This is a genomic window from Leisingera sp. XS_AS12 (assembly GCF_041224635.1).
GTDB lineage: Bacteria > Pseudomonadota > Alphaproteobacteria > Rhodobacterales > Rhodobacteraceae > Leisingera.
In genome coordinates, this window is the sequence record NZ_JBGFGM010000098.1 from 19,373 (window position 1) to 37,458 (window position 18,086).

At 61.4% G+C, this 18,086-nt stretch carries 15 protein-coding genes and 2 pseudogenes; 4 read left to right on the forward strand and 13 right to left on the reverse strand.

The window, feature by feature from the left end:
• Nucleotides 1–64: 64 nt before the first annotated feature.
• Genes AB9K35_RS11450 through AB9K35_RS11460 form a run of 3 tightly spaced genes read right to left on the reverse strand, consistent with a single transcriptional unit; the run spans nucleotide 65 to nucleotide 3,849 of the window.
• Nucleotides 65–982 carry a sulfotransferase gene (locus tag AB9K35_RS11450; RefSeq protein WP_369926190.1) on the reverse strand — a complete coding sequence of 306 codons (918 nt, stop codon included), beginning with the start codon at nucleotides 980–982 and terminating at the stop codon, nucleotides 65–67.
• Nucleotides 983–994: 12 nt separating this feature from the next.
• Nucleotides 995–3,115: a glycosyltransferase family 2 protein gene (locus tag AB9K35_RS11455; protein ID WP_369926191.1), complete on the reverse strand. Its 2,121-nt coding sequence runs from the start codon at nucleotides 3,113–3,115 to the stop codon at nucleotides 995–997.
• Complete coding sequence (locus tag AB9K35_RS11460; protein ID WP_369926193.1) at nucleotides 3,112–3,849, reverse strand: family 16 glycosylhydrolase; 738 nt, start codon at nucleotides 3,847–3,849, stop codon at nucleotides 3,112–3,114. The genes AB9K35_RS11455 and AB9K35_RS11460 overlap by 4 nt, the downstream gene beginning before the upstream one ends.
• Nucleotides 3,850–4,002: 153 nt before the next feature.
• Between AB9K35_RS11460 and AB9K35_RS11465 the strand changes: the two genes are divergently transcribed.
• Entirely contained in the window at nucleotides 4,003–4,941 is a 939-nt protein-coding gene (locus AB9K35_RS11465; protein ID WP_369926194.1) for a glycosyltransferase family 2 protein, read from the forward strand.
• A gap of 408 nt (nucleotides 4,942–5,349) precedes the next feature.
• Nucleotides 5,350–6,033 (forward strand): sugar transferase, encoded by a 684-nt coding sequence (locus AB9K35_RS11470; RefSeq protein ID WP_369926196.1) that lies wholly within the window; start codon nucleotides 5,350–5,352, stop codon nucleotides 6,031–6,033.
• A 539-nt stretch (nucleotides 6,034–6,572) separates the two neighbouring features.
• On the opposite strand, the gene AB9K35_RS11475 is transcribed toward AB9K35_RS11470, so the two are convergent.
• Nucleotides 6,573–7,478: a hypothetical protein gene (locus AB9K35_RS11475; RefSeq protein WP_369926197.1), complete on the reverse strand. Its 906-nt coding sequence runs from the start codon at nucleotides 7,476–7,478 to the stop codon at nucleotides 6,573–6,575.
• Between the two features lie 121 nt (nucleotides 7,479–7,599).
• On the opposite strand from AB9K35_RS11475, the gene AB9K35_RS11480 reads away from it, so the two are divergent.
• Nucleotides 7,600–9,171 (forward strand): hypothetical protein, encoded by a 1,572-nt coding sequence (locus tag AB9K35_RS11480; protein ID WP_369926199.1) that lies wholly within the window; start codon nucleotides 7,600–7,602, stop codon nucleotides 9,169–9,171.
• A gap of 21 nt (nucleotides 9,172–9,192) precedes the next feature.
• Here the strand turns inward: AB9K35_RS11480 and AB9K35_RS11485 are convergent, their stop codons facing one another.
• The 9 genes and pseudogenes from AB9K35_RS11485 to AB9K35_RS11525 all read right to left on the reverse strand — a co-directional run bounded on the left by AB9K35_RS11485 (nucleotide 9,193) and on the right by AB9K35_RS11525 (nucleotide 16,401).
• Entirely contained in the window at nucleotides 9,193–10,362 is a 1,170-nt protein-coding gene (locus AB9K35_RS11485; protein WP_369926201.1) for a glycosyltransferase, read from the reverse strand.
• Nucleotides 10,359–11,216, reverse strand: coding sequence for a sulfotransferase domain-containing protein (locus AB9K35_RS11490; protein ID WP_369926202.1), 858 nt, complete (start codon nucleotides 11,214–11,216; stop codon nucleotides 10,359–10,361). The genes AB9K35_RS11485 and AB9K35_RS11490 overlap by 4 nt, the downstream gene beginning before the upstream one ends.
• A complete protein-coding gene (locus tag AB9K35_RS11495) occupies nucleotides 11,213–12,220 on the reverse strand; it encodes a YbhN family protein (protein WP_369926204.1) in 1,008 nt (335 codons plus the stop codon). Before AB9K35_RS11495 ends, AB9K35_RS11490 begins: the two co-directional genes overlap by 4 nt.
• Nucleotides 12,221–12,315: 95 nt before the next feature.
• Nucleotides 12,316–12,474: pseudogene (locus AB9K35_RS11500) on the reverse strand (DapH/DapD/GlmU-related protein); the annotation flags it as partial.
• A gap of 72 nt (nucleotides 12,475–12,546) precedes the next feature.
• Nucleotides 12,547–13,077 (reverse strand): annotated as a pseudogene (locus AB9K35_RS11505) (hypothetical protein); the annotation flags it as partial.
• Nucleotides 13,077–13,808: a TylF/MycF/NovP-related O-methyltransferase gene (locus tag AB9K35_RS11510; RefSeq protein WP_369926206.1), complete on the reverse strand. Its 732-nt coding sequence runs from the start codon at nucleotides 13,806–13,808 to the stop codon at nucleotides 13,077–13,079. The gene AB9K35_RS11510 and the pseudogene AB9K35_RS11505, both read right to left, overlap by 1 nt.
• A 202-nt stretch (nucleotides 13,809–14,010) precedes the next feature.
• A complete protein-coding gene (locus AB9K35_RS11515) occupies nucleotides 14,011–14,784 on the reverse strand; it encodes a formyltransferase family protein (protein WP_369926208.1) in 774 nt (257 codons plus the stop codon).
• Nucleotides 14,785–14,840: 56 nt separating this feature from the next.
• Nucleotides 14,841–15,596, reverse strand: a complete 756-nt coding sequence (locus AB9K35_RS11520; protein ID WP_369926210.1) for a PIG-L deacetylase family protein — start codon at nucleotides 15,594–15,596, stop codon at nucleotides 14,841–14,843.
• Nucleotides 15,597–15,783: 187 nt separating this feature from the next.
• Nucleotides 15,784–16,401, reverse strand: coding sequence for a hypothetical protein (locus AB9K35_RS11525; protein WP_369926211.1), 618 nt, complete (start codon nucleotides 16,399–16,401; stop codon nucleotides 15,784–15,786).
• 486 nt (nucleotides 16,402–16,887) lie between these two features.
• Between AB9K35_RS11525 and AB9K35_RS11530 the strand changes: the two genes are divergently transcribed.
• The gene (locus AB9K35_RS11530; RefSeq protein ID WP_369926213.1) at nucleotides 16,888–18,021 is read left to right on the forward strand and encodes an O-antigen ligase family protein; all 1,134 of its coding nucleotides are present in this window, start codon (nucleotides 16,888–16,890) and stop codon (nucleotides 18,019–18,021) included.
• The last annotated feature ends 65 nt before the right edge of the window (nucleotides 18,022–18,086 follow it).

The window sequence follows — 18,086 nt, forward strand, 5'->3', positions numbered from 1 at the left end:
AACCGGGGCATTCGGGGCTTGATCAAAGGGGCAGGGACTGCCGGATCGGCCTGTCTTTGTGTCCTTATGGACAATCCGGGCTACTGTAGCCAAGCACGTGCATCTGTTCCCAGAAGGCGACAGGCAGGGCTTCCAGCTCCGCAGCGCTGAGCGCGCTGCGCCACTTGCCGATCGACCGTGGCGAGATCCCCTGGCGCACCTGGCTATGATGGTGCTCCAGTTCAACATCCCCCATTGCCCCGGGCTGGGCCTCCAGCATCTTGGGCGCAAAGCGGAGCCCGGCCCAGTCAAACAACGAGCCAAAGACCGCCTCGGGCGCTGTCACCAGATCCTCGTAGCGCAGCCGGTACAGATGTGGGCACCAGCGGGCAAACCGACCGCAAGCCCGATTGGCCTCAGCCCATCGCTGCGCTGCCGCGGGCAGGCTGCCGTGAAGGTCCGCCTTGACATAAGAGAGCGCGACATCACGACCGTCGCGCATCAGCCAGACATAACGGGCTTGGGGAAACAGAGAGCCGATGGCCGGAAGATGGTATGTGTTCCACGGGGTCTTGTCCCCCCAGCGCAGAGCTTGGCTTCCAGCTTTGCGGGCCAGATAGGCATAAAACGACTCGATCAGGCCCCGCAGGCTCCGGAGCTTGAGCTGTTCGGCCTCGGCGGCAAATTCACCAAGGCTGTCCAGGCCGAAGGTGGGAAAGTGATAGTGTTTCTCGAAATGGGCGCAGAACAACCAGACCCGCTGCCGCCAGGGCAGCAGCTGCATCTGCGGCCAGGTTTCAATAATGTCGCCAAGAACATAGGTTTCTGGCGGAATATAGATTTGCTGCGACGCCAGCAAAACTCGCCGGACCAGTGTATTGCCGCTGCGGCCGGAGCCGATGACAAACAGTGGCTCGGCATGGGCAGGGCTGGGTTTTGACAACCGCAGCAGCGGCTGAGACAGGGTGTGCCTTCGGCGGACGATCTTGGCCTGTAGACGCATGTTTCCCTTTCTTCAGCCCATTGCTCCAGTTGCGCGGCGGCGGTAAAGGCCCGCCAGTTTGCGCAGAGCGGTCAATGGCGGCACAGCCGCAGCCGCGCGGCTGCGCACGCCGTAATCGCAGCAAAAACGCTCCCAGCGCGGGCCTAACGATCCGCTGCCGTATGTCTTGACCGCAAGATCTCGCGCCTGTGCGGCCCGGACCCGGGCCGCAGCAGGGTCGGCTGCGATCCGGGCCAGTGCCGCGACAGTGTCTTCCGGCCTGCAATACTCCGCCATGCTGCCAAAGGTTGCCTCCAGTCGGTGATCCAGCAAGCAGATCCGGCCGCAAAACGCCGCTTCAACGGCCGTACGCCCGAAGGCCTCGGTCAGGGTCGGGTGGTAGTGATAGACAAACACATCCAGCGAGTTCAGAAAGTCTGCAACCGGCTCAGCCCCGAACTCCAGCACCTCCCAGCGCTCTGGATGGGCCCCCTTGGCAGCCAGCACATCCGTGGGGCAGCCCAGCACCCTGACGACAACACCGGCCCCAGTCGGCAGCGAGGCGTCGATTTCGCTGCCGGTGGCAGGAAATTTCAGCGCATCAGCCCGCCCATGGCGACCGATCGTGATGTGCTTCCCCTGCAAGAGCGGCCTCTGGGCCGGGAAGCTCTGGGGATCAAAGACATTAGGCCAGTCTTCCGAGCTCAGCCGCAGCAGCGGGGCAAAACTGGCCAGTTGCCGCCGGACGGTCCCTGATACCGGTGCGAACCAAGGGCTGGAAGCCAGGCCCAGGCTGCGCCGTGCCCGCCACGCTGCGGCCACCGGATCGTATTCCAGCGACCCGTCATTGCGGAAAGGCGCATGATGCGCCACGATCACCGCGCGCTCTGCGGACAGGCGTGCCTGTTCCTCGATGCCGTGGAAGAACACCAGTGGGTGGTGCAGGAAGGCTAGCGGGGCCTGCGCCGCCGCGCCCGGCGGCAGTCGAGTCACCCCGTCAAGCTCGCACAGGGACAGGGCGGCCGGATTCATCGGATCGCGGGAATCGTGCAGATAGGCCGAGCGTACAAACATCAGCCCGATTTTCAGCCCGAGTCCGGCCAGACCGGTCACATCGGCGACCAAGGCTGCTGTGCTGCCGCCGGAAAAGCGGCCGTCCGCCACCACCAGCACATCAAACTTCTGCCCCAGATCCGGCTGCAGGCGCTGCTGCAGAGTGCTGCACAGTTGTCCGACCAGGCTTGAAATCACCGCAGGCGGGGCCCGAAAACAGGCTGCTGCGCCCAGCAGATCACGGTTGCGCTTGGCTGCTATCAGCTGCCGCCAGGCCCATTTCTTGCGCTGCTCCAGCTGGTGCGCGCGTAGCGCCGCGCGGGTGCGCGGGTCCAGTCCGCTGCGGCCCAGCAAGGCCTCGTCAGCAGCAACCAGATGCGCATGTGCCTCAGTCGGGTGGGATCCAGACAGGGAGTCCGGCCGCACCACTGCCACATAACCTGCCGGATCGGTGAGGATGAAACGGGCACCGGCGAGCAGTGCCTGAACATAGAGAACATAGTCTTCACCGAGCCGGATCCCGGGGTCGTAGGACAGTCCGTTTCCTTCCAAAAAGGCCCGGGACATGAGCGGCTTCAGGAAGCCCATCTCATGCCGTCCGCCCCGCCGGGCCGAAAGATTGGCTTCAATGAACTGCGCTGCTCCGATCTGCTGGCGGCCGATCGGAGCCGTCGAGCATAGCCGCCGCCGCGGTCCTTGCGGGTTGGCCTCGTCCACCTTCAGGATATCGTCGGCAATGAAATCTGCACCTGTCTCAAGCGCAGCGGCTAGCAGCTTCTCCAGCCGTTCCGGTTCCATGAAATCATCCGCATCAAGCACCGTGATCCAGGGCGCGCTGCTGTCCGCGATCGCCCGGTTGCGGGCGGCGGCCGGGCCGAGGTTCCGGCTCTGTCGCAGCAGCCGCAAGCGCGGATCCGCAGCTGCCAGATCCGCGGCAACAGCGGCGGTGGCGTCGGACGACGCATCATCGACCACCACCACTTCGACGGAAACGGTCTGCGCCAGTGCACTGCGCACCGCTCGCGTCAGCGTTGCCGCAGCATTCCAGGCGGCAATCACCACTGTGACCAGCGGGCCGGCGGCATCCTGGTCCGGCCTCACTTGGGCGCAGGCAAATCAGAGCATTGCCGACCCGGGTCGCCCGGCGGGCGGTAGGACACGCAATAATAGCGGGCTGCGGCAACCATATCCGGAGGAGCCAAGCCGGACCAATTGCGCTGGCCCTCAGCGCCGCCCCAGATATTCAGATAGATTTTTTGCGCCACGCTGGGGATCGCGGTATCCTGTGCGCTGATCCGAAGCAGTTCTTTGCCATCGGCAAACCACGTCAGGCTGTCCTCTGCCCATTCAATGGCATAAAGATGCGGGTCGGCAGCCGCGTCGAACCCCAGTTCGATCCATTGCCCCGGCAGCTTTTTCCCATCGGCAAAACGATTGACCCAGACCTTGGTGGTGTCACGGCCCAGGAACTCAAAGTCGATTTCGTTGTGCCGGTTGCCGAAATAGGGTCCGGTGTAGGTGAAGAAAGAAGAGATCACCCCCTCGCCCTGCGCTGGAGTCATCACCACTTCGTAGCGCCCATAGCGTGTGGCCCGCTGCCGTTGCAGCTCGGCCCCTACAAAATCTTTCTCTGCCTCAGGCAGGGCCGGAGCCAGCCACAGTAGCACTGCCCCGTCCTCAGAGCCGGTGTCCACAGAACGGCGGCTCCAACGGGTGCGAAAAGACGGCTTCTTGATCGTAAAGTCGGACCGATACCAGCCGCCGCCGTTGAGATCGTCCAACTTGGACAGAAATCCGCTCTCCTGCATGTCGGGGAGCGCTCCGGACGGGAACATAGCCGTCGCCAGAGCAGCAAACCCGACGCCCAGGCACCACCATCGCTCACAAAAAAACATAGCCAAAAAACCTCCTACCCATATAACCTACATAAGGCTGCACAAGTTTTTGTGGAGTTTTTCTTTGAATACCCTGCAGGTTAGATTGCCGGAATGATTGATGCAACCGTGATCATTGCAGCCTGGAAAGCGGAGCAACACCTTACGCGCAGTGTGGAAAGCGCGCTGGCGCAGCAGAATGTGAACTTGGAAATCATTGTCATTGATGATGCCTCTCCCGACGGAACCGCCCGCAAGGCACGGGAGCTGGCGTCGCGGGATGCGCGGGTGTCGGTGCTTCAGCTGGAGGCGAATTCAGGGCCTGCTACGGCCCGTAACGCGGGGCTGGACGCGGCCCGCGGCAAATGGATTGCGGTGCTGGATGCAGATGATGCAATAAAACCCGGACGGCTGGCAGCAATGATTGCACTGGCGCAAGAAAAGGGCGCCGATGCCATCTTTGACGCCCTGCAGTTTGCAGATGGCAGTGGCCGCCCCGGGGAAATACCACGGCTGGCTGCACCAACATCCGGAGCTCCGGTTCCTTGGACGTTTGACGACTTCTTGGCTGGCAATCAAGCAATGCCCGGACGGCTCAGCCTTGGGTATCTCAAGCCGCTGATGTCACGAGATTTTCTGGACCGGCATGGGCTGCGCTACAATACCAGCCTTCGCAATGGTGAAGACTTTCACCTGATGCTGGGCATGTTGTTCAAGGGCGCGCAACTGTGGTTCTTACCAGAGCCCGGTTATCTGTATACCACCCGCACCGGTTCGGTTTCCAACCGCCTTGATCCGGCCCATGCCCAAGCTTTGGCTGAGGCCGACGCGGATTTTCTGGCGCGCAATGGCCCGGCGCTCAGCGCATCCAACGCGGCGCTGATCCGCCGCCGCCAGCAACGAATCGCCAATCTTGCAGCCGCTGAAGCTGCAATGCAGGCCCTGCGGGCCATCCGTCCCGGCCTTGCCGCTGCTAGGCTGATCCGCCGCCCCCAGGCCCTTGCGCGCTTTTGCATTCAATTGGGCGAAGCATTGCGGCAGCGCCTGCTCTGATGTCCTCCAATCCCAAAGGATATATGCCAATTGCCGAAACCACCCCCGCTCAGGGCCTCCGTCAGCTGGGGCGGTGCTCAGCGTCGGATGATCCTGCAATATGATCGGAAGCTGGGTCAAACATGACAAGCTTGGCGTCGGCGCGGTGATCGACACCACCTAGGGCCTGAACGTTCTGGAAGGGGCCAACGCTGCCACTGCGACAGACACGCTCGTCTTGTCCGGAAATATACAAATGCCGGAAAGACAATAAGAGTAAGTAAAATTTGCCTAAACTGGCATCCAGCATATATATTGGTTCTGGCCACGAACCAATAGGGAAGGTTCGGTCAACGGCCAAGGGTGAGTTCAGGTTGTTTTGTTTTTGAGTTCCTAATGTCGAGCAGTAATTCGACGGGGGGTTAAAGAGTGTTGAAACAAGAGAATAACGCAGCTTTTTCGAAGAAGCGCACCAGACCGCAAAGAGGGCGCTGGAGGTTTGCAGCAAAACGGGGCTTCGATATAGCAGTGGGTAGCGCAATGCTGTTTCTGTTCGCCCCTTTGATGCTTCTCATTTCTGCGCTGATCCTGTTCAGGGATGGATGGGGGGTGTTCTATGTGCACAGGCGGATCGGTCGGCACGGTCGCTCGTTTGGGTGCATCAAATTCCGTACCATGGTGAAGGATGCGGATCAGCGGCTGGAACAGATCCTTACCGCAGATCCCGCGGCGTGCCGGGAGTGGCAAACCTATCAGAAGTTGCGCAACGATCCGCGGATCATACCGGGGATCGGGCACCGTTTACGGCAAACGAGCCTAGATGAATTGCCGCAGATCTGGAATGTCATCCGTGGCGATATGAGCATCGTCGGCTCGCGCCCGGTCACCCGGGAAGAGCTGGTACGCTATGGGCCTGCGGGGCAGCTTTACATGGAAATGCGCCCCGGACTGACCGGCCCCTGGCAGATCGGCAGCCGATCCGAGATCAGCTACGAGGCCCGGATCCGCATGGATGTGGAATATTTCCGCAGCTGGAGCCTTGTAGAGGATATCCGGATTACTGCAAAGACCGCGCTGATGGTTCTAAAAGGCCGCTCTCCTGGCGCTTACTGACCGGAACGCCGTTCGCTCACTGCCGCTGATACGGTTGAAGCGGGCTTTAATCCGCGTGCAAACGGTTTAAAGCCCCTCAGACCACGGTATACAGAACCTCTTCCAGACTTGCTCTGACCGGCGGCCTGGGGCGCAAAAATGAGAGTGGCCGGGGCGCCTGCAATCCATACGAACAGTCCCCACGCCCAGATGGGTCCGCCAAAAAACATATAGCCGACAAGGCCTAGCAGCAGTGCTGCCCCATAACCTTTGCCTAGTGTCGCAAGCATTCTCTGCCTCTGCACGCTTTCAAAACTGCTGCCCCGCATTAGGCTGAACTTACAGCATCCAGCTTCGCGTTTGCAGGGCCCCTACATCTTAAGGGGTATCTCTTAAGATAAACATGCGCTCATATATTAGGTTAAGCAAGCCAAACGCAAGCGATGCTGCGCCAAGCGGGAGAATTGTGCGTTTGGCATGTCAGCATAAGCGAAACTCAGCTCATCACGCCAGTTGGGGGAGTCTCTTTGCAAGCCATGCAAATGAAGATGAATACAGTTTTAAGGAGACCTTCTGCGCCTGAGGCCCGCGGCTGCCCAGGCTGCCATCCCCATCAAACCCAAGTAGGAAAAGATATCCCGCCTTTGCGGAGGATGCACATGCAGCGCGTCAACCGCAAAGGTCCTTTGCTGAATGAAAGACCCAGTGACAGACACCCGCCGGGCATTTTCCGGTAGTGGCAGCCCCGTTAGCTGCAACTGCTCGCCGGTCCAGATCTGTAGCGCGGGAGCTTTGCCCGGTTCCCGGATTACCCAGCTGCGGTCGAAGCCGGCCTCGCGGCCGGGGCGTGCTTCGACCTGGCGCAAAGTCCCGATATAATGCGGATCCGCCTGCACCGCAGGCGCCATCAGACCTAAGGGCAGCAACATATAAGCCGCAGCCAGGCAAACCGCCGCCGCATAGCGTTTGCGCGGCAGCAGTGGCACGGCAGCAGCGCCGTGCCAGGGGCGTATGCGCAGCCAGGCCCATGCGAAATAGCCAAAGCCGAAGCTGGTCATCGCCAGAGCAAACCCGTCTTCGGGCCAGTAAAAGCCGAAGTTCAGCAGCCGCCAGTCAAAAGGTGCAAAAAGCACCACCCCATTGGCCCATTTGGTCTGGGTTGCATCCAACAGCAAATGCACAAGGCAGCCCAAAGCGAGCACCAGCCCTGTTCGCAGCGGCCGCGTCGACAAGCAGGCCAGCGCCCCGGCAGCAACCAGGCATAGAGCGAACGCGCTTTGCACAACCATGTAGGTCCGCAAATCATAGGGAGAAATTTCCAACGGCAGCCCACGCACAAGGCGCTGCAGGATCCAGGGCAGATCCGGCAACAAGCACCCGACGAGGATCCAGCCCATACTGGCTTTGCGGACCAGCCCTCGGGTTATCAGCGCGTGAATACCGATATGCGCCAGTGCATTAGGCATGGCTCGCGGGCTCGTTTTCTGGCACCTTGGCTGGTGCGGTACCGGGATATCCGGGCATTTGAAATTAGCACAAGAGGCAGGAGCCAGCAATATGCCCACGCCGACTTCAAAGGATATGGCAATGCATTCAGCCGCCGCTATCCGTTCTTTGCACCCGGTCCTGGCCGCCGCTTTGGCCTTCCTGATTGCTGTCGTAGCAGCCCTGCTGCGGACCGGCCTGCTGGAAGCACCGCCGGAATTCGATGAGCTTTATCACCTGCTGGCGGCCCGTGGCTGGCTGGAAACAGGCACCCCTGCAATTCTGGACGGTGAATACGGCAGAGGGCTTTTGTTTACCCGTGCTGTGGCGCATCTGTTTGCGGCGACCGGCCATGACAATCTTGAAACCGGCCGCCTGATCTCACTGGCGGCATCCTGCCTGCTACCCGCCGTGCTGTTTCTCTGGCTGACCTATAATGCCGGGCTTTTCGTTGGGCTAACCGCAGCAACATTTGCTGTCTTTTGGCCGCAAGGCCAGATTGAGGCCCAGCTTTTGCGGTTTTATGCGCTGCACGTCCTGTTTTTCTTCGCTGGTGCAGCTGCCTTTTATACTGCCTGTACAAGCCCCACTCCCCAGCGCTTCGTCTGGGCCGCCGCAGCGGTTGCCGCCTGGGGCGTGGCGGTGAAATTGCAGATCAGCAGCATCATCGGCATCAGTGCCGCCTTGGCCTGGGGCGGGGGGGGGGCGATTTTCTCGCAGACCGCAAATTGGTACAGGCGGGCAGGGGTGATCGCGGCAGCAGCCGGGCTACTGGCCTTGGCTTTAACCGCAACCGCTTCTGCAGGTTTGCTGGAAAAGGCCTGGGCTTTTTACCGATGGGTGCCAGAGCATAATGCAGCACTGCGGGATTACCCCGGTTTCTACCATGCACATCTGCGGAAGTATTATGGAATCCTTTGGTACGGAACCCCTTTGCTGGCCGCAGCGGCGCTTTGGCTGCAGCCCAAGCCTGCCAGTTTCTGCCTGACCCTTTTTGCCGCGTTCTTTCTGACCCTCAGCTTTGGGGGGATGAAGGCATCCCGGTACCTGTCTTGTGCCCTCCCCATGCTATTTTCCCTCTGGGCGATCGCTCTGGCAGACGGGGCCGCCCTGACGGGCAGGTTTCTGTCCAGCCTCCGCCCCGGCCTGCAACGCTGCATGGCCGCGCTGGCCGCAATTGTCCTGCTGGCCGTCACACTCGCCCTCAGTGGATTTGTTCCACGCAGCCTGGAGGTCGCACGCGGCGAGGGTATAGCGCCGCGCGGCGATTGGCGCCACGCCAGCCAAGCAACCGGCACCTGGATTGACGCGCCGTTTACAGCCACCACCCGTGAGCTGCACATGCTGGCGTATGTGGGACCTTATGACCTGCTCATCAGCTCCAGCCGCATCACCGAGCTACCGTCACCGCAGGAGTTTGGCATCGACCCCCGGACCGGGCGGCCAGTTGTGGGCAGCCCTGCAGCAATCGCCCGGCTGCTGGCCTGTAAACGAGAAGGACTGCTGGTAACCGGAGCCGAATGGTGGTCGGCCAGGCGTGAAGCCGCAGTGATGCAGTCTCAGTTCAAAGCCGCCGGACTGCAGATCGAAACCCGCACTACAGGAGCAGTGCTGGCTGTGCGCTGGTTCGATCCCAGCCACCGCCCTGGCGATTGCACCGGATTGCCGCTGTAAGCGGGCAAGCCGCCACCCCGATCACCCGGAGGCGTCAGCAAGAGGCAGCTGTATGGCCTCCCGGATTTCCTCTGATGTTTGACGGAACAGGCTGTCAGGCATTTCCAGCAACGCCCGGCGCCGCTGTGCAACGGCCTCCGGGGTCAGCCCCCGCAGCAAATCCACCAGTGCCGCTGCACGCGGTTCCGGAAGGCACCAGCCCAACCCCCCAGCCACCCGCCGTCCGGTTTCAGTGCCCGCAACCGCAATCGACGGACAGCCGAAATAGCTTGCCTCATAGATCCGGTTCGGCAGCAGCCAGGTCGAATTGGTTCCCCATTGCCAAAGATCCTGGGACCAGACCAGGTCGCATTCCTCATAGATCCGGGCAAGCCCGCTGGGATACGCGTAGGGACCCGCGTAACTCATGTTCGGATGCGTCGACAGCACAGTATCGAATTCAGGCAGGGCATGGCGGTGCACGACACCATGCATGATGACCTTCAGTCCGGGCCCAAGTTGCTGCGCCGCTGCCGCCAGCAGCGCCAGGCTGCGGCTGCAACGCAGCGTCCCGACCCAGCCCAGCACCAGTGGCCGCCAAGGCTCCCGCATCCAGCTGTCCGGTTCAGAAAACAACGGGCGCTCTGGTCCGTCAGCGCCCATCCAAAGCTTGTTCTCAATCAATGCGCTGGCCCCAGTCCAGCCCTGGATCGGCTCGAAATACTGCCTCAGGAAAGCTGGCGAGGAAACAATCAGGGAGGCGCAGCGCGCCAGCAGCCACCGCTCTGCGGTGCGGAACAGTCGGCCCTTCATCCCGCCGCTGGTCATCAGGCTGTGAATATCGAGGCATTCGTAAATCAGCGGCGGGCGCGGCGTGATCATTGCCTGCGCCACAGCCGCTATCGCCAGCATATCCAGATTGCGGGCCACAATCACATTGGCACCTTGCAGAAGCGCCCGGTGCCTGGCAACTTTGCCCAAGGATCTGATGATCGCAGCCACACGCTCTGGCAGGTTCTCGTTCTCTATGTTGCTGAGGTGGACATTCTGCCAAAAGGGTTCGAAACCCACGTTCATGTTGTCGCGCCGCATGGTGAAGGCGCGCACCTCGAAACCGCACTCCAGATAACTACGGATGCGGCGGATCTGTGCCGCTTCAGCAGCATCAAAACCAAACACGAGAAGTTTCAGCGGCCTGCCGCTGCCCATCATCCTGTCGTCTCCCGGGCTACCGCCTGCCAAGGCAGGGTAGAGCGGTTCAAAAGCCTCCTCAGCGCCTCCATTTCCGGGGCAAACCAAGCCTCCAGTCGGCGGACTGTTTCCGGTTGCATCGGCGGGATCTCGTCCCGAATCCGGACGCTATTGGCCCGCAGCAGCCCTGACACCGGTGCAGTTGCTTTAATCCGGGCCAAGGTTGTCTCCAACCCCTGCTGCCGCATCCACTTGCCGCCGGCCCGCAACCCGGCCCGCAGCACCGTACTGCGGGCTCGATCGCTTTCATTGCGCCGCTCATGCAAAATGGCACTGTCAAAACCGGACCCGGCCCCGAAAAACGCAAAGACCGCTTCTGCGGCCTGCGCCGGACTAGCCGAAATCTCCTCGGCAAAGAGCACTTTGACCTGCGCTTGCGGGAAGGCGGAAAACCAGCGGTTCAAATGCGTGGCATAAAGCCCCTGTTCCAGATAGGCCGGATTGTTTTTCAGCCCTTCCTCAAAGCTGCATGGCTGGATATGCCCCTTGATGATCTCATGCATGTGGTTTGAAAATGCCCGTTTCACTGGATCGCGCAGCAAGGCCAGCACTTTTAGTTCAGGGCGGTAAGTGGCCGCCCGGTCCGGTGCCCGTGGATCGTGAAAATACGAGGGCGAGCATTCAAACCAAATCCGCGCGCCGGTTTTTTGCGGGAAATGGCGCTCATACCATTGATAGCCGCGGTCGAAATAATAAGAGAAGAAATCCACTTCCTTGGGGTTTGAAATCCCGATATCGGGATGTGACCCGGCCACCGCATGCAGCCAGGAAGAAGCGCATTTCTGAGCACCGATACCAAGCACGTCCGGTTTCATCGGATATCTTCCTTTACCGTTGCCGAAGCAGCCCTGGGTCGGGCCAGGACTGCTATAAACATCGCCGGGAGGCTGACAGCGATTTGCAGGCCAAAGAACACCAGCCCGACGGACACGCTGACCGCAGCGGGAACGCCCGCCTCAGCAAAGCTGACCACCAAAAGCCATTCACGCAAGCCAAAGCCGCCAATTGTGACCGGTGCCATCAGCGCGATCAGCAGTACCGGTATCGCAAACAAGGCCAACCCAAGCGGCACCGGAGCGTCAAATCCCCGGTACATGCAGACGAAAACCGCCGTGCGCACGATGGCCAGCAAGACCGAGATCAGAATGGCAGGGCTCAGCCCCCGGCGCAGCATGCCCGGGGCACGCAATTCCGCCGCCAGCGCGTCAAGCTTGGGCCGGAACCGCCGGAACGGGCCGTGCATCAGCAGGCCCAGCAGCCGGTCCAGCTGCATTACAAGCGCAACCGTAAGGGCTGCGGCTGCGATCAGAACCAGACACAGCCCCACCGCAACCGCCCATTGCCCAACCACAGCCGATCCCGCGATGCCGACCAGAACAGTGCCCAGAACAGACGTATACCGGTCCAGCAGCAGCGAAGACACGATGAACTCCGCACCGGCCCGCCCGCCGCTGCCGGATCGCGTATGCAGCAGCACCCCGCGGGCCACATCAGCGCCCACTGCCGTGGGCAGGATCGCACCAAACCCCATCCCCGCAGCCACCATTACAAAAACCGGCCCATAGCGGCGCGCCTGATCCGGCGCATTGGCCGAGACACGCATAATCAGCAGCCAGCGCCAGGCGATAACCATATAAGCCAACAGCAGGCAGCCAGCAGCAGCCAGCAGCCATTCCGGTCGTGCCTGCAGCCCAGTGGCCGCCACCCTGCGCCAGTCCACCATATTTCCCAGCGCCGCAAGCAATGCGAAGGTCAAAAGGAATTTCAGCACGCGCGGGCGCCGCAGGACTTCAAGGCATTGCTTCGTTACACGCTTCACAGCACTCTCTCGAAATCTGCCTGTCCCGGCTGCCTGCCGCCTATGCCGCTGCCTGCTCCCCGCACCGGTCCGCATCAGGCGCGCTGCCCGATTTCCCGGGCCGGAACGCCGACGGCAACCGCATAAGGCCGGACACTGCCGGTCACCACTGCTCCGGCGCCGACAACCGCCCCTGTACCAATCACCGCCCCATCCAGAATTGTGGCTCCGGCCCCGATCCAAACATCGTCGTCGATTTCAATCGGGCCTTTGCTAACCATATCCTGCCGGGCCATCGGCCCCCCGCCGCGGGCTGTCAGATAGCGGCCGCCACCAATATAACATTGCCCGCCCACAAGAACATCATTGCCCAGGCTGATCCCATTGACGCTTCCGATGAAGCACTGCGCCCCGATTGAGCAGTTTTCACCAATGGAGACGGGCCCGCTTTTGGTCAGCAGAATGCTGTCCCGGGCCACCAGCGTGCCGGCTCCGATCCGGAACCGCTCGCCCGGCCGGATCCCCCGAGCATCCAGCATGCAATTGTCGTCAATGGCAGCTCCCGCGCCCAGCTCAATCCGGGACGGGCAGCGCAGCGCAATATTGCGACCGAAGTTCACCCCGCCCCCCGTGGAGGCAAACAACGCGGGGAACAGGGATTTGCGCAGCGCATAGCCAAGCGCCCCGCGGGTGCCTGCCGCCAGCATCATCACCAGCTCATAGTGCAGCAGTGCCGCAAGACCGGGCTTGCCCACAAAGAAGCCCGTATACTTCTGCAATGCCGAGCCCTCGGCGGCAATGTCAGAGATCACCCGCTGCTTCTTGACCTGAGACACATCGGGGGCCAGCCCGATTTTATTGTCAGAGACCGGCTCCATCAGGCGCTCCGGAGGATAAAGCCGCGCCCGTTATGCGGAAACTCGCAGAAATCTTCGGACCGGAACCGGGGGTTTGCGGCCAGCCAGTCCGCATAGGCCTTGGGCTGGCCAAGCTCATCGGTCTTGCCATAGCTGTACCAGTCATCAAACAGCAGGACCGACCCAGCCCGCATATAAGGCAAAAGCCAGTCCAGCGCAGTTTTCGTCGAGGCATAATAATCGCAATCCAGCAAGGCGACGGCTACCGGCCGGAACGGATGCGCCTGTCGGAGCGTATCGGTCAGGGACGTCTCGTAAAACCCTTCGATAAGCACCGCCCTGTCCATATTCATGCCATTGCCCGAAAGGTTCTTTGCCACTTCAGCGCGGGAGCAGGCGAATTGCCCCTCGAAGAAACGAGTATCCGTTGAATCTATGCCTTCCGGCTGCGGCAGCCCTTCAAAGCTGTCAAAGCCATAAAGCGCGGTGTCCGCCAAACCCAGATCCTCCAGCACCCGGCTGGCTGCCAGAAACGTGCCTCCCCGGAAGACACCGAATTCATAATAATCTCCGGCAAAGCGCTTTGCATCGGGATCCTGGCAGCAGGCCTCAAAGGCTTGCCGGATCGCTCCGGGGGCACCCGGGCTCAGTGTTCTGAAGCCGGAGTTGAACCGGTGGTAGACATGCGACCCCAGGCGGTAAAGCGGCGGCGATACCCGTAAAATCGACTCGATTGCAGATTTAAGTCTCATAACAAATCTCCGCTATTGAACCGGTCCTGCTCGCAGAATGAACTGGAGCACATCGCCGCCAGATCAAATGCCAACGCCCCCTTACGCCCGCCACTCCCTCCCGCGGCAGACCGTTCCGGATCTGCCACCGGCCTGAGAGAGGTGCCTTGGCGCCGTCGGCCTGCTGTGGCCGCACACCCGGGCAGATGGTTCCGGCCTCTCTTCATACCTCACCATTATTCACGCGCCCCTGCTGCCGCCGGGCCTGTCGCAGTATCTTCAACACAGTGCGGGTCGCGTCAGGCGTGATATCTGAATAGCGGTAAACTCGCTCTTTCACAGGCGGTTGCGGACAGCGGACGGTCCGACCCTCCAGCACCGCACGCACTGTCTCAGGATAGATCGTCAGCCCGCCCAATTGGTTGCGAGCCCGCATCAGCCAGGGACCGTCGCCCGGTGCCGGATTCAGTGGATGGTGACGGACGATATCGCCGCCATCTACGCTGGTATCCACATAATGAATGGTAAGACCCGCACAGTCCAAATCTCCGTTGTGCACCTGCCAGAACTCGGCCCGTGTGCCGCGGTAACGCGGCAGAAGGGAACTGTGCATGTTCAAAGTGCCGTCGCGCGGCACCGCCAGCAATTCGCCCCCTAGGATCGGGCTGCCCGCGACGGCCAGCAGCCGCGGCGCCCGCTCACACAGCCAGGCGGCAGTACTGGCCCTGTTAATCTCATTTTCGGGAATATGATGCTGATCCACGCCCTTGGGCCAATCCGGCACCGGCCCGGCACCGCGGACGAATTCAGCCTTTGCCTCTTGCTCCAGGCGCCACAGCCGATGCGCTTGCCGGGCCTGCCGTGAAACCAAGCGCCTGAGCGCATGCAAGCGCAATGCCCTGGCAATACCGGGGCGACGTTGCGCACGGGCGGCAGGCGCTTCGAGGACCACAACCGCCGCAAGAGGATCCCCGCCACCCGCCAGCGCGGCTGCCATCCGGGCAGCCATGTGACGCCCGAACGGTGTTTCTCGGGTGATCAGCGCAACCCCCCTCACGGGAAAAACCGGCCCGGCGGGATATGGAAAAACAACTCCCGGTCACGAAAGAAAAAGGAGAGAAACTGCGTTGGCAGGCCTGGCCAGTCGGGTTCATCCTCCAGCAGCCCCAGCTGCGAACGGTGGCAATCAAGCGCCTTGCGCTTGCGTTCCTGAAGCCCGCGCAGCGATACCGACGAAACCCGCGCCCTGCGCAGCATGCGCAGCATTTCAAGCACGCCCAGCACATAGCCAGCCTTGTTGGTCCGCCCTGGCGGCCGCCACGAGCGAAAATCAAAACTCCAGACCGGATATTCCCAATGCACCGCATCGCCCAGCCGCCTCGCCGCAGCCAAATCCTGCACCGCTTGGGCAAGCGCCACATGATCCCGGTGCCCATCCCCAAGAGCGCAAACATAAATCTCGCTGGGGCGGCGCAGTGCAACCATCGCGGCCACCTGCTCGCGCAGGGCTTCTGCGTGCTGTTTCAGATCGCCGTCGGGAAACCTCAGGAACGAAACATACTCTGCCGCAAGCCCCAATTTGGCACAGGCCAAGTAGGTTTCGCGCTCCCGTATCGCCACCAAATCCTGACGCGACGTCTTGCTCGCGGGATCATCAAGATGCGAGGCTCCGCCATCGGTTGCCACCACCACATTCACTTGCGACCCTGCTGCCAGTTTCTGCATAATCACGCCACCGCAGCCAAGGGTTTCATCGTCGGGGTGTGGTGCCAGCACTAGGCAGGAACGTGCAGAAGCCACCGCGGTCATGTCCCGCGCCTTCCACGCCAGCCCCCTCCAAAAGGCACGCAGGGCCGCCTGTTCCATCCCGTTCCAGAAACCACGCACCGGGCAAACAACTCTCAACATACTAGGCAGACACAAAAACTTGATCCAAGCCTACCCCAGGCGCATTAAAAGTAAACACCCCTTCTCCTGGTTTTGACACCTGGCAACATCATTCGGCGGATTTCTGACGCCTGCGCTTATGCTTCATCCGCCGCAGCGCGAATTGCTCAGCCAGCACCGCAACCAGGCCGCGGCGGCCTCCAGTGACACGCGGGTTGCCGGTAAGCGCCATGAGCCGCGCCCTCAGGTCGGTCGCCGGACGGCCCTGATCAAGCCGCCCCTCAAGGGCAAAGCCGTATCCCCCGGCGCCAACCTCCGCACCAGGCACCGGCAGCGGATCTGACCCCGGCAGAACAGGCCGCTGCCGGAACAAGGCCGGTGTCGGCCAGACCCGAGGACGGCCCGCATTGTCGCCTAGGAACAGGCCTGGTCCGGCCTGCACGTGCAGCAGCTCAGCCACCAGCCGCCCGCGACGGCCCAGCCATTTCCCGACACCCCAAGGCAGCACGGCCGGAATCCCCGCCTCCCACAACTCGGCCAGCAATTCGCCAGCCGGGCAGCCATCGCGAAAACGCCGCACTGTTGCCAGCGCCAAAACCTCAATTCTTTCGGCGGTGATCACCTGGCGCCCGGCAATCACCGTCAAAGCTGCACCGTCCCGCTCCCTGTGCAGAACTGCAGCCGCTGGATCGTCCGGCAGTCGCTGCAACCGCCAGCCGACAGGCATCGGCGCGCCAGGCGCGCAGAGCCGATCAAATGCATTATCCCGGGCCGTTTCGGTCAAAAACAAACACGCCGACCAACGCCTCGCCCCCAAGTCGTGCGCCGCGGCAGACATGTTTTCCCAAGCGCTGTCCAGAAACCGCTCCCGGTCGGCGCAGCTGTAAAGATGCACATGACCGTCAGCGACAATCCAATCCCCTTTACCCGGCCGCTCCTGCACTGCCTCCCCCCTCTCTGCACCTGACCTGCCCCAAACACCCAGGCCGCACCTTGCAAAACTCGGGCCTGAACCCCGTCACTGCCGCCACACTCTGTATACTCTTGCTATTCCGGAACTGGATTGCAGCAAGCAGGTCGTGTCAAATAGCACTAGTTTCAAAAAGGCAGCCTGCCTATGCCCTCGCCGACCGCTAATGCCCCAGCTCATGACTGCCCTGCTCCCCTTACATCGGTCCGGAGGGATTTTTTCGCATTCACCCTATGGGTGCTGGTGACCTTTGTACAGTTCAGCTTTGACGAGCTTCTGCTGTACCCGCTCACGCTTTATTTCACCTGGTCGGCCTGGAAAAATCAAAAGCAGATCATCGCTCTGCTGCGCAAAGCCTGGATCCTGCTGAGCTTCCCTCTGTGGTGCCTGATCTCGCCGCTATGGGCGGCGGAGCCGTTCACCGCATTCAAACTGGCTCTCTATGTGACGCTGACAATGCTGATCTGCTTCCAAGCCGCAACCCGGCTTACACCAAGACAGATTATGCATGCGGTGCTGCTGGCGACATCCATTATCGTGGTACTCAACCTTCTGAATATCTATGGCCCCGGTGGGCGGGCGACCGGTATTTTTGCCCAGAAGAATACCATGGGCAAAAACATGGTGGTGGCTTGGGTGGCCGCCTCGGCGGTCACCCTAGATCCAGGCACGCTCCGCCGGTACCGCTGGGCAGCCGCAGCCGTCGCGCTGCTGGCAGGCTATACCACTCTGCTCAGCGGCTCGGCCACCGCTGTTCTCTTGGTGATCGGCACCGGCCTGATCACTATGTTCGGTGCCGCTATTCTACAGGGCGGCATCTTGCGAGCCGGACGCATGGCAGCGCTCTGCCTGATGCTGGGCGCCAGCCTCGGCACACTCACCCTGGTGCTGCCCTATTCGCGCATCGATCCGGTCGAAAAAATGCTTGATACCTTCGGCAAAGACCGCACGCTGACCGGCCGCACCGGCCTTTGGGCCTATGCCGAGCAACAGATAGCCAAAGAACCGCTACTGGGGGTCGGGGCCGGCGGATTCTGGCGCTACCGCGCCTCCCCGGTCGTGAAACGGATCTACGAGGAGTATTACAAAGGGCCGCGGGACGTCTTCAACTTTCACAACAGCTTTTATGAAATCGCAGTGCACCAGGGCATGATAGGTCTGGGGCTTGCGGTGCTTTCGGCACTTTGGGCTCTTGGCCAGGTGCTCCGGGGAGCATTGGCTCTGGCAACCATGCCGCAAATCTATTTTCTGGCGCAATCCTTAGCGGCCATGATGCGCACCGGCACCGAGGCCGATTTCTTCCAACCCTTCACCATCTTTCACATGCTGTTCTGGATCGGGGCCTTATCCGCCTTGGGGGTTTCCAGGGACCGCTGACAAGGCTCCCCCCTTGTCCCGGTGACAGTCGCGGTTATCAGAGCATGCGGTGACGATCCAAGTGG

Bases quoted from the DNA above. Each gene is read 5' to 3' on its own strand.
- AB9K35_RS11480 (WP_369926199.1), top strand. From the start codon at position 7,600: ATGCATTCAGCCGCCGCTATCCGTTCTTTGCACCCGGTCCTGGCCGCC.
- AB9K35_RS11450 (WP_369926190.1), bottom strand. From the start codon at position 982: ATGCGTCTACAGGCCAAGATCGTCCGCCGAAGGCACACCCTGTCTCAG.
- AB9K35_RS11475 (WP_369926197.1), bottom strand. From the start codon at position 7,478: ATGCCTAATGCACTGGCGCATATCGGTATTCACGCGCTGATAACCCGA.
- AB9K35_RS11485 (WP_369926201.1), bottom strand. From the start codon at position 10,362: ATGATGGGCAGCGGCAGGCCGCTGAAACTTCTCGTGTTTGGTTTTGAT.
- AB9K35_RS11525 (WP_369926211.1), bottom strand. From the start codon at position 16,401: ATGCCTGTCGGCTGGCGGTTGCAGCGACTGCCGGACGATCCAGCGGCT.
- AB9K35_RS11510 (WP_369926206.1), bottom strand. From the start codon at position 13,808: ATGAGACTTAAATCTGCAATCGAGTCGATTTTACGGGTATCGCCGCCG.
- AB9K35_RS11515 (WP_369926208.1), bottom strand. From the start codon at position 14,784: ATGGCAGCCGCGCTGGCGGGTGGCGGGGATCCTCTTGCGGCGGTTGTG.
- AB9K35_RS11465 (WP_369926194.1), top strand. From the start codon at position 4,003: ATGATTGATGCAACCGTGATCATTGCAGCCTGGAAAGCGGAGCAACAC.
- AB9K35_RS11460 (WP_369926193.1), bottom strand. From the start codon at position 3,849: ATGTTCCCGTCCGGAGCGCTCCCCGACATGCAGGAGAGCGGATTTCTG.
- AB9K35_RS11520 (WP_369926210.1), bottom strand. From the start codon at position 15,596: ATGACCGCGGTGGCTTCTGCACGTTCCTGCCTAGTGCTGGCACCACAC.
- AB9K35_RS11490 (WP_369926202.1), bottom strand. From the start codon at position 11,216: ATGAAACCGGACGTGCTTGGTATCGGTGCTCAGAAATGCGCTTCTTCC.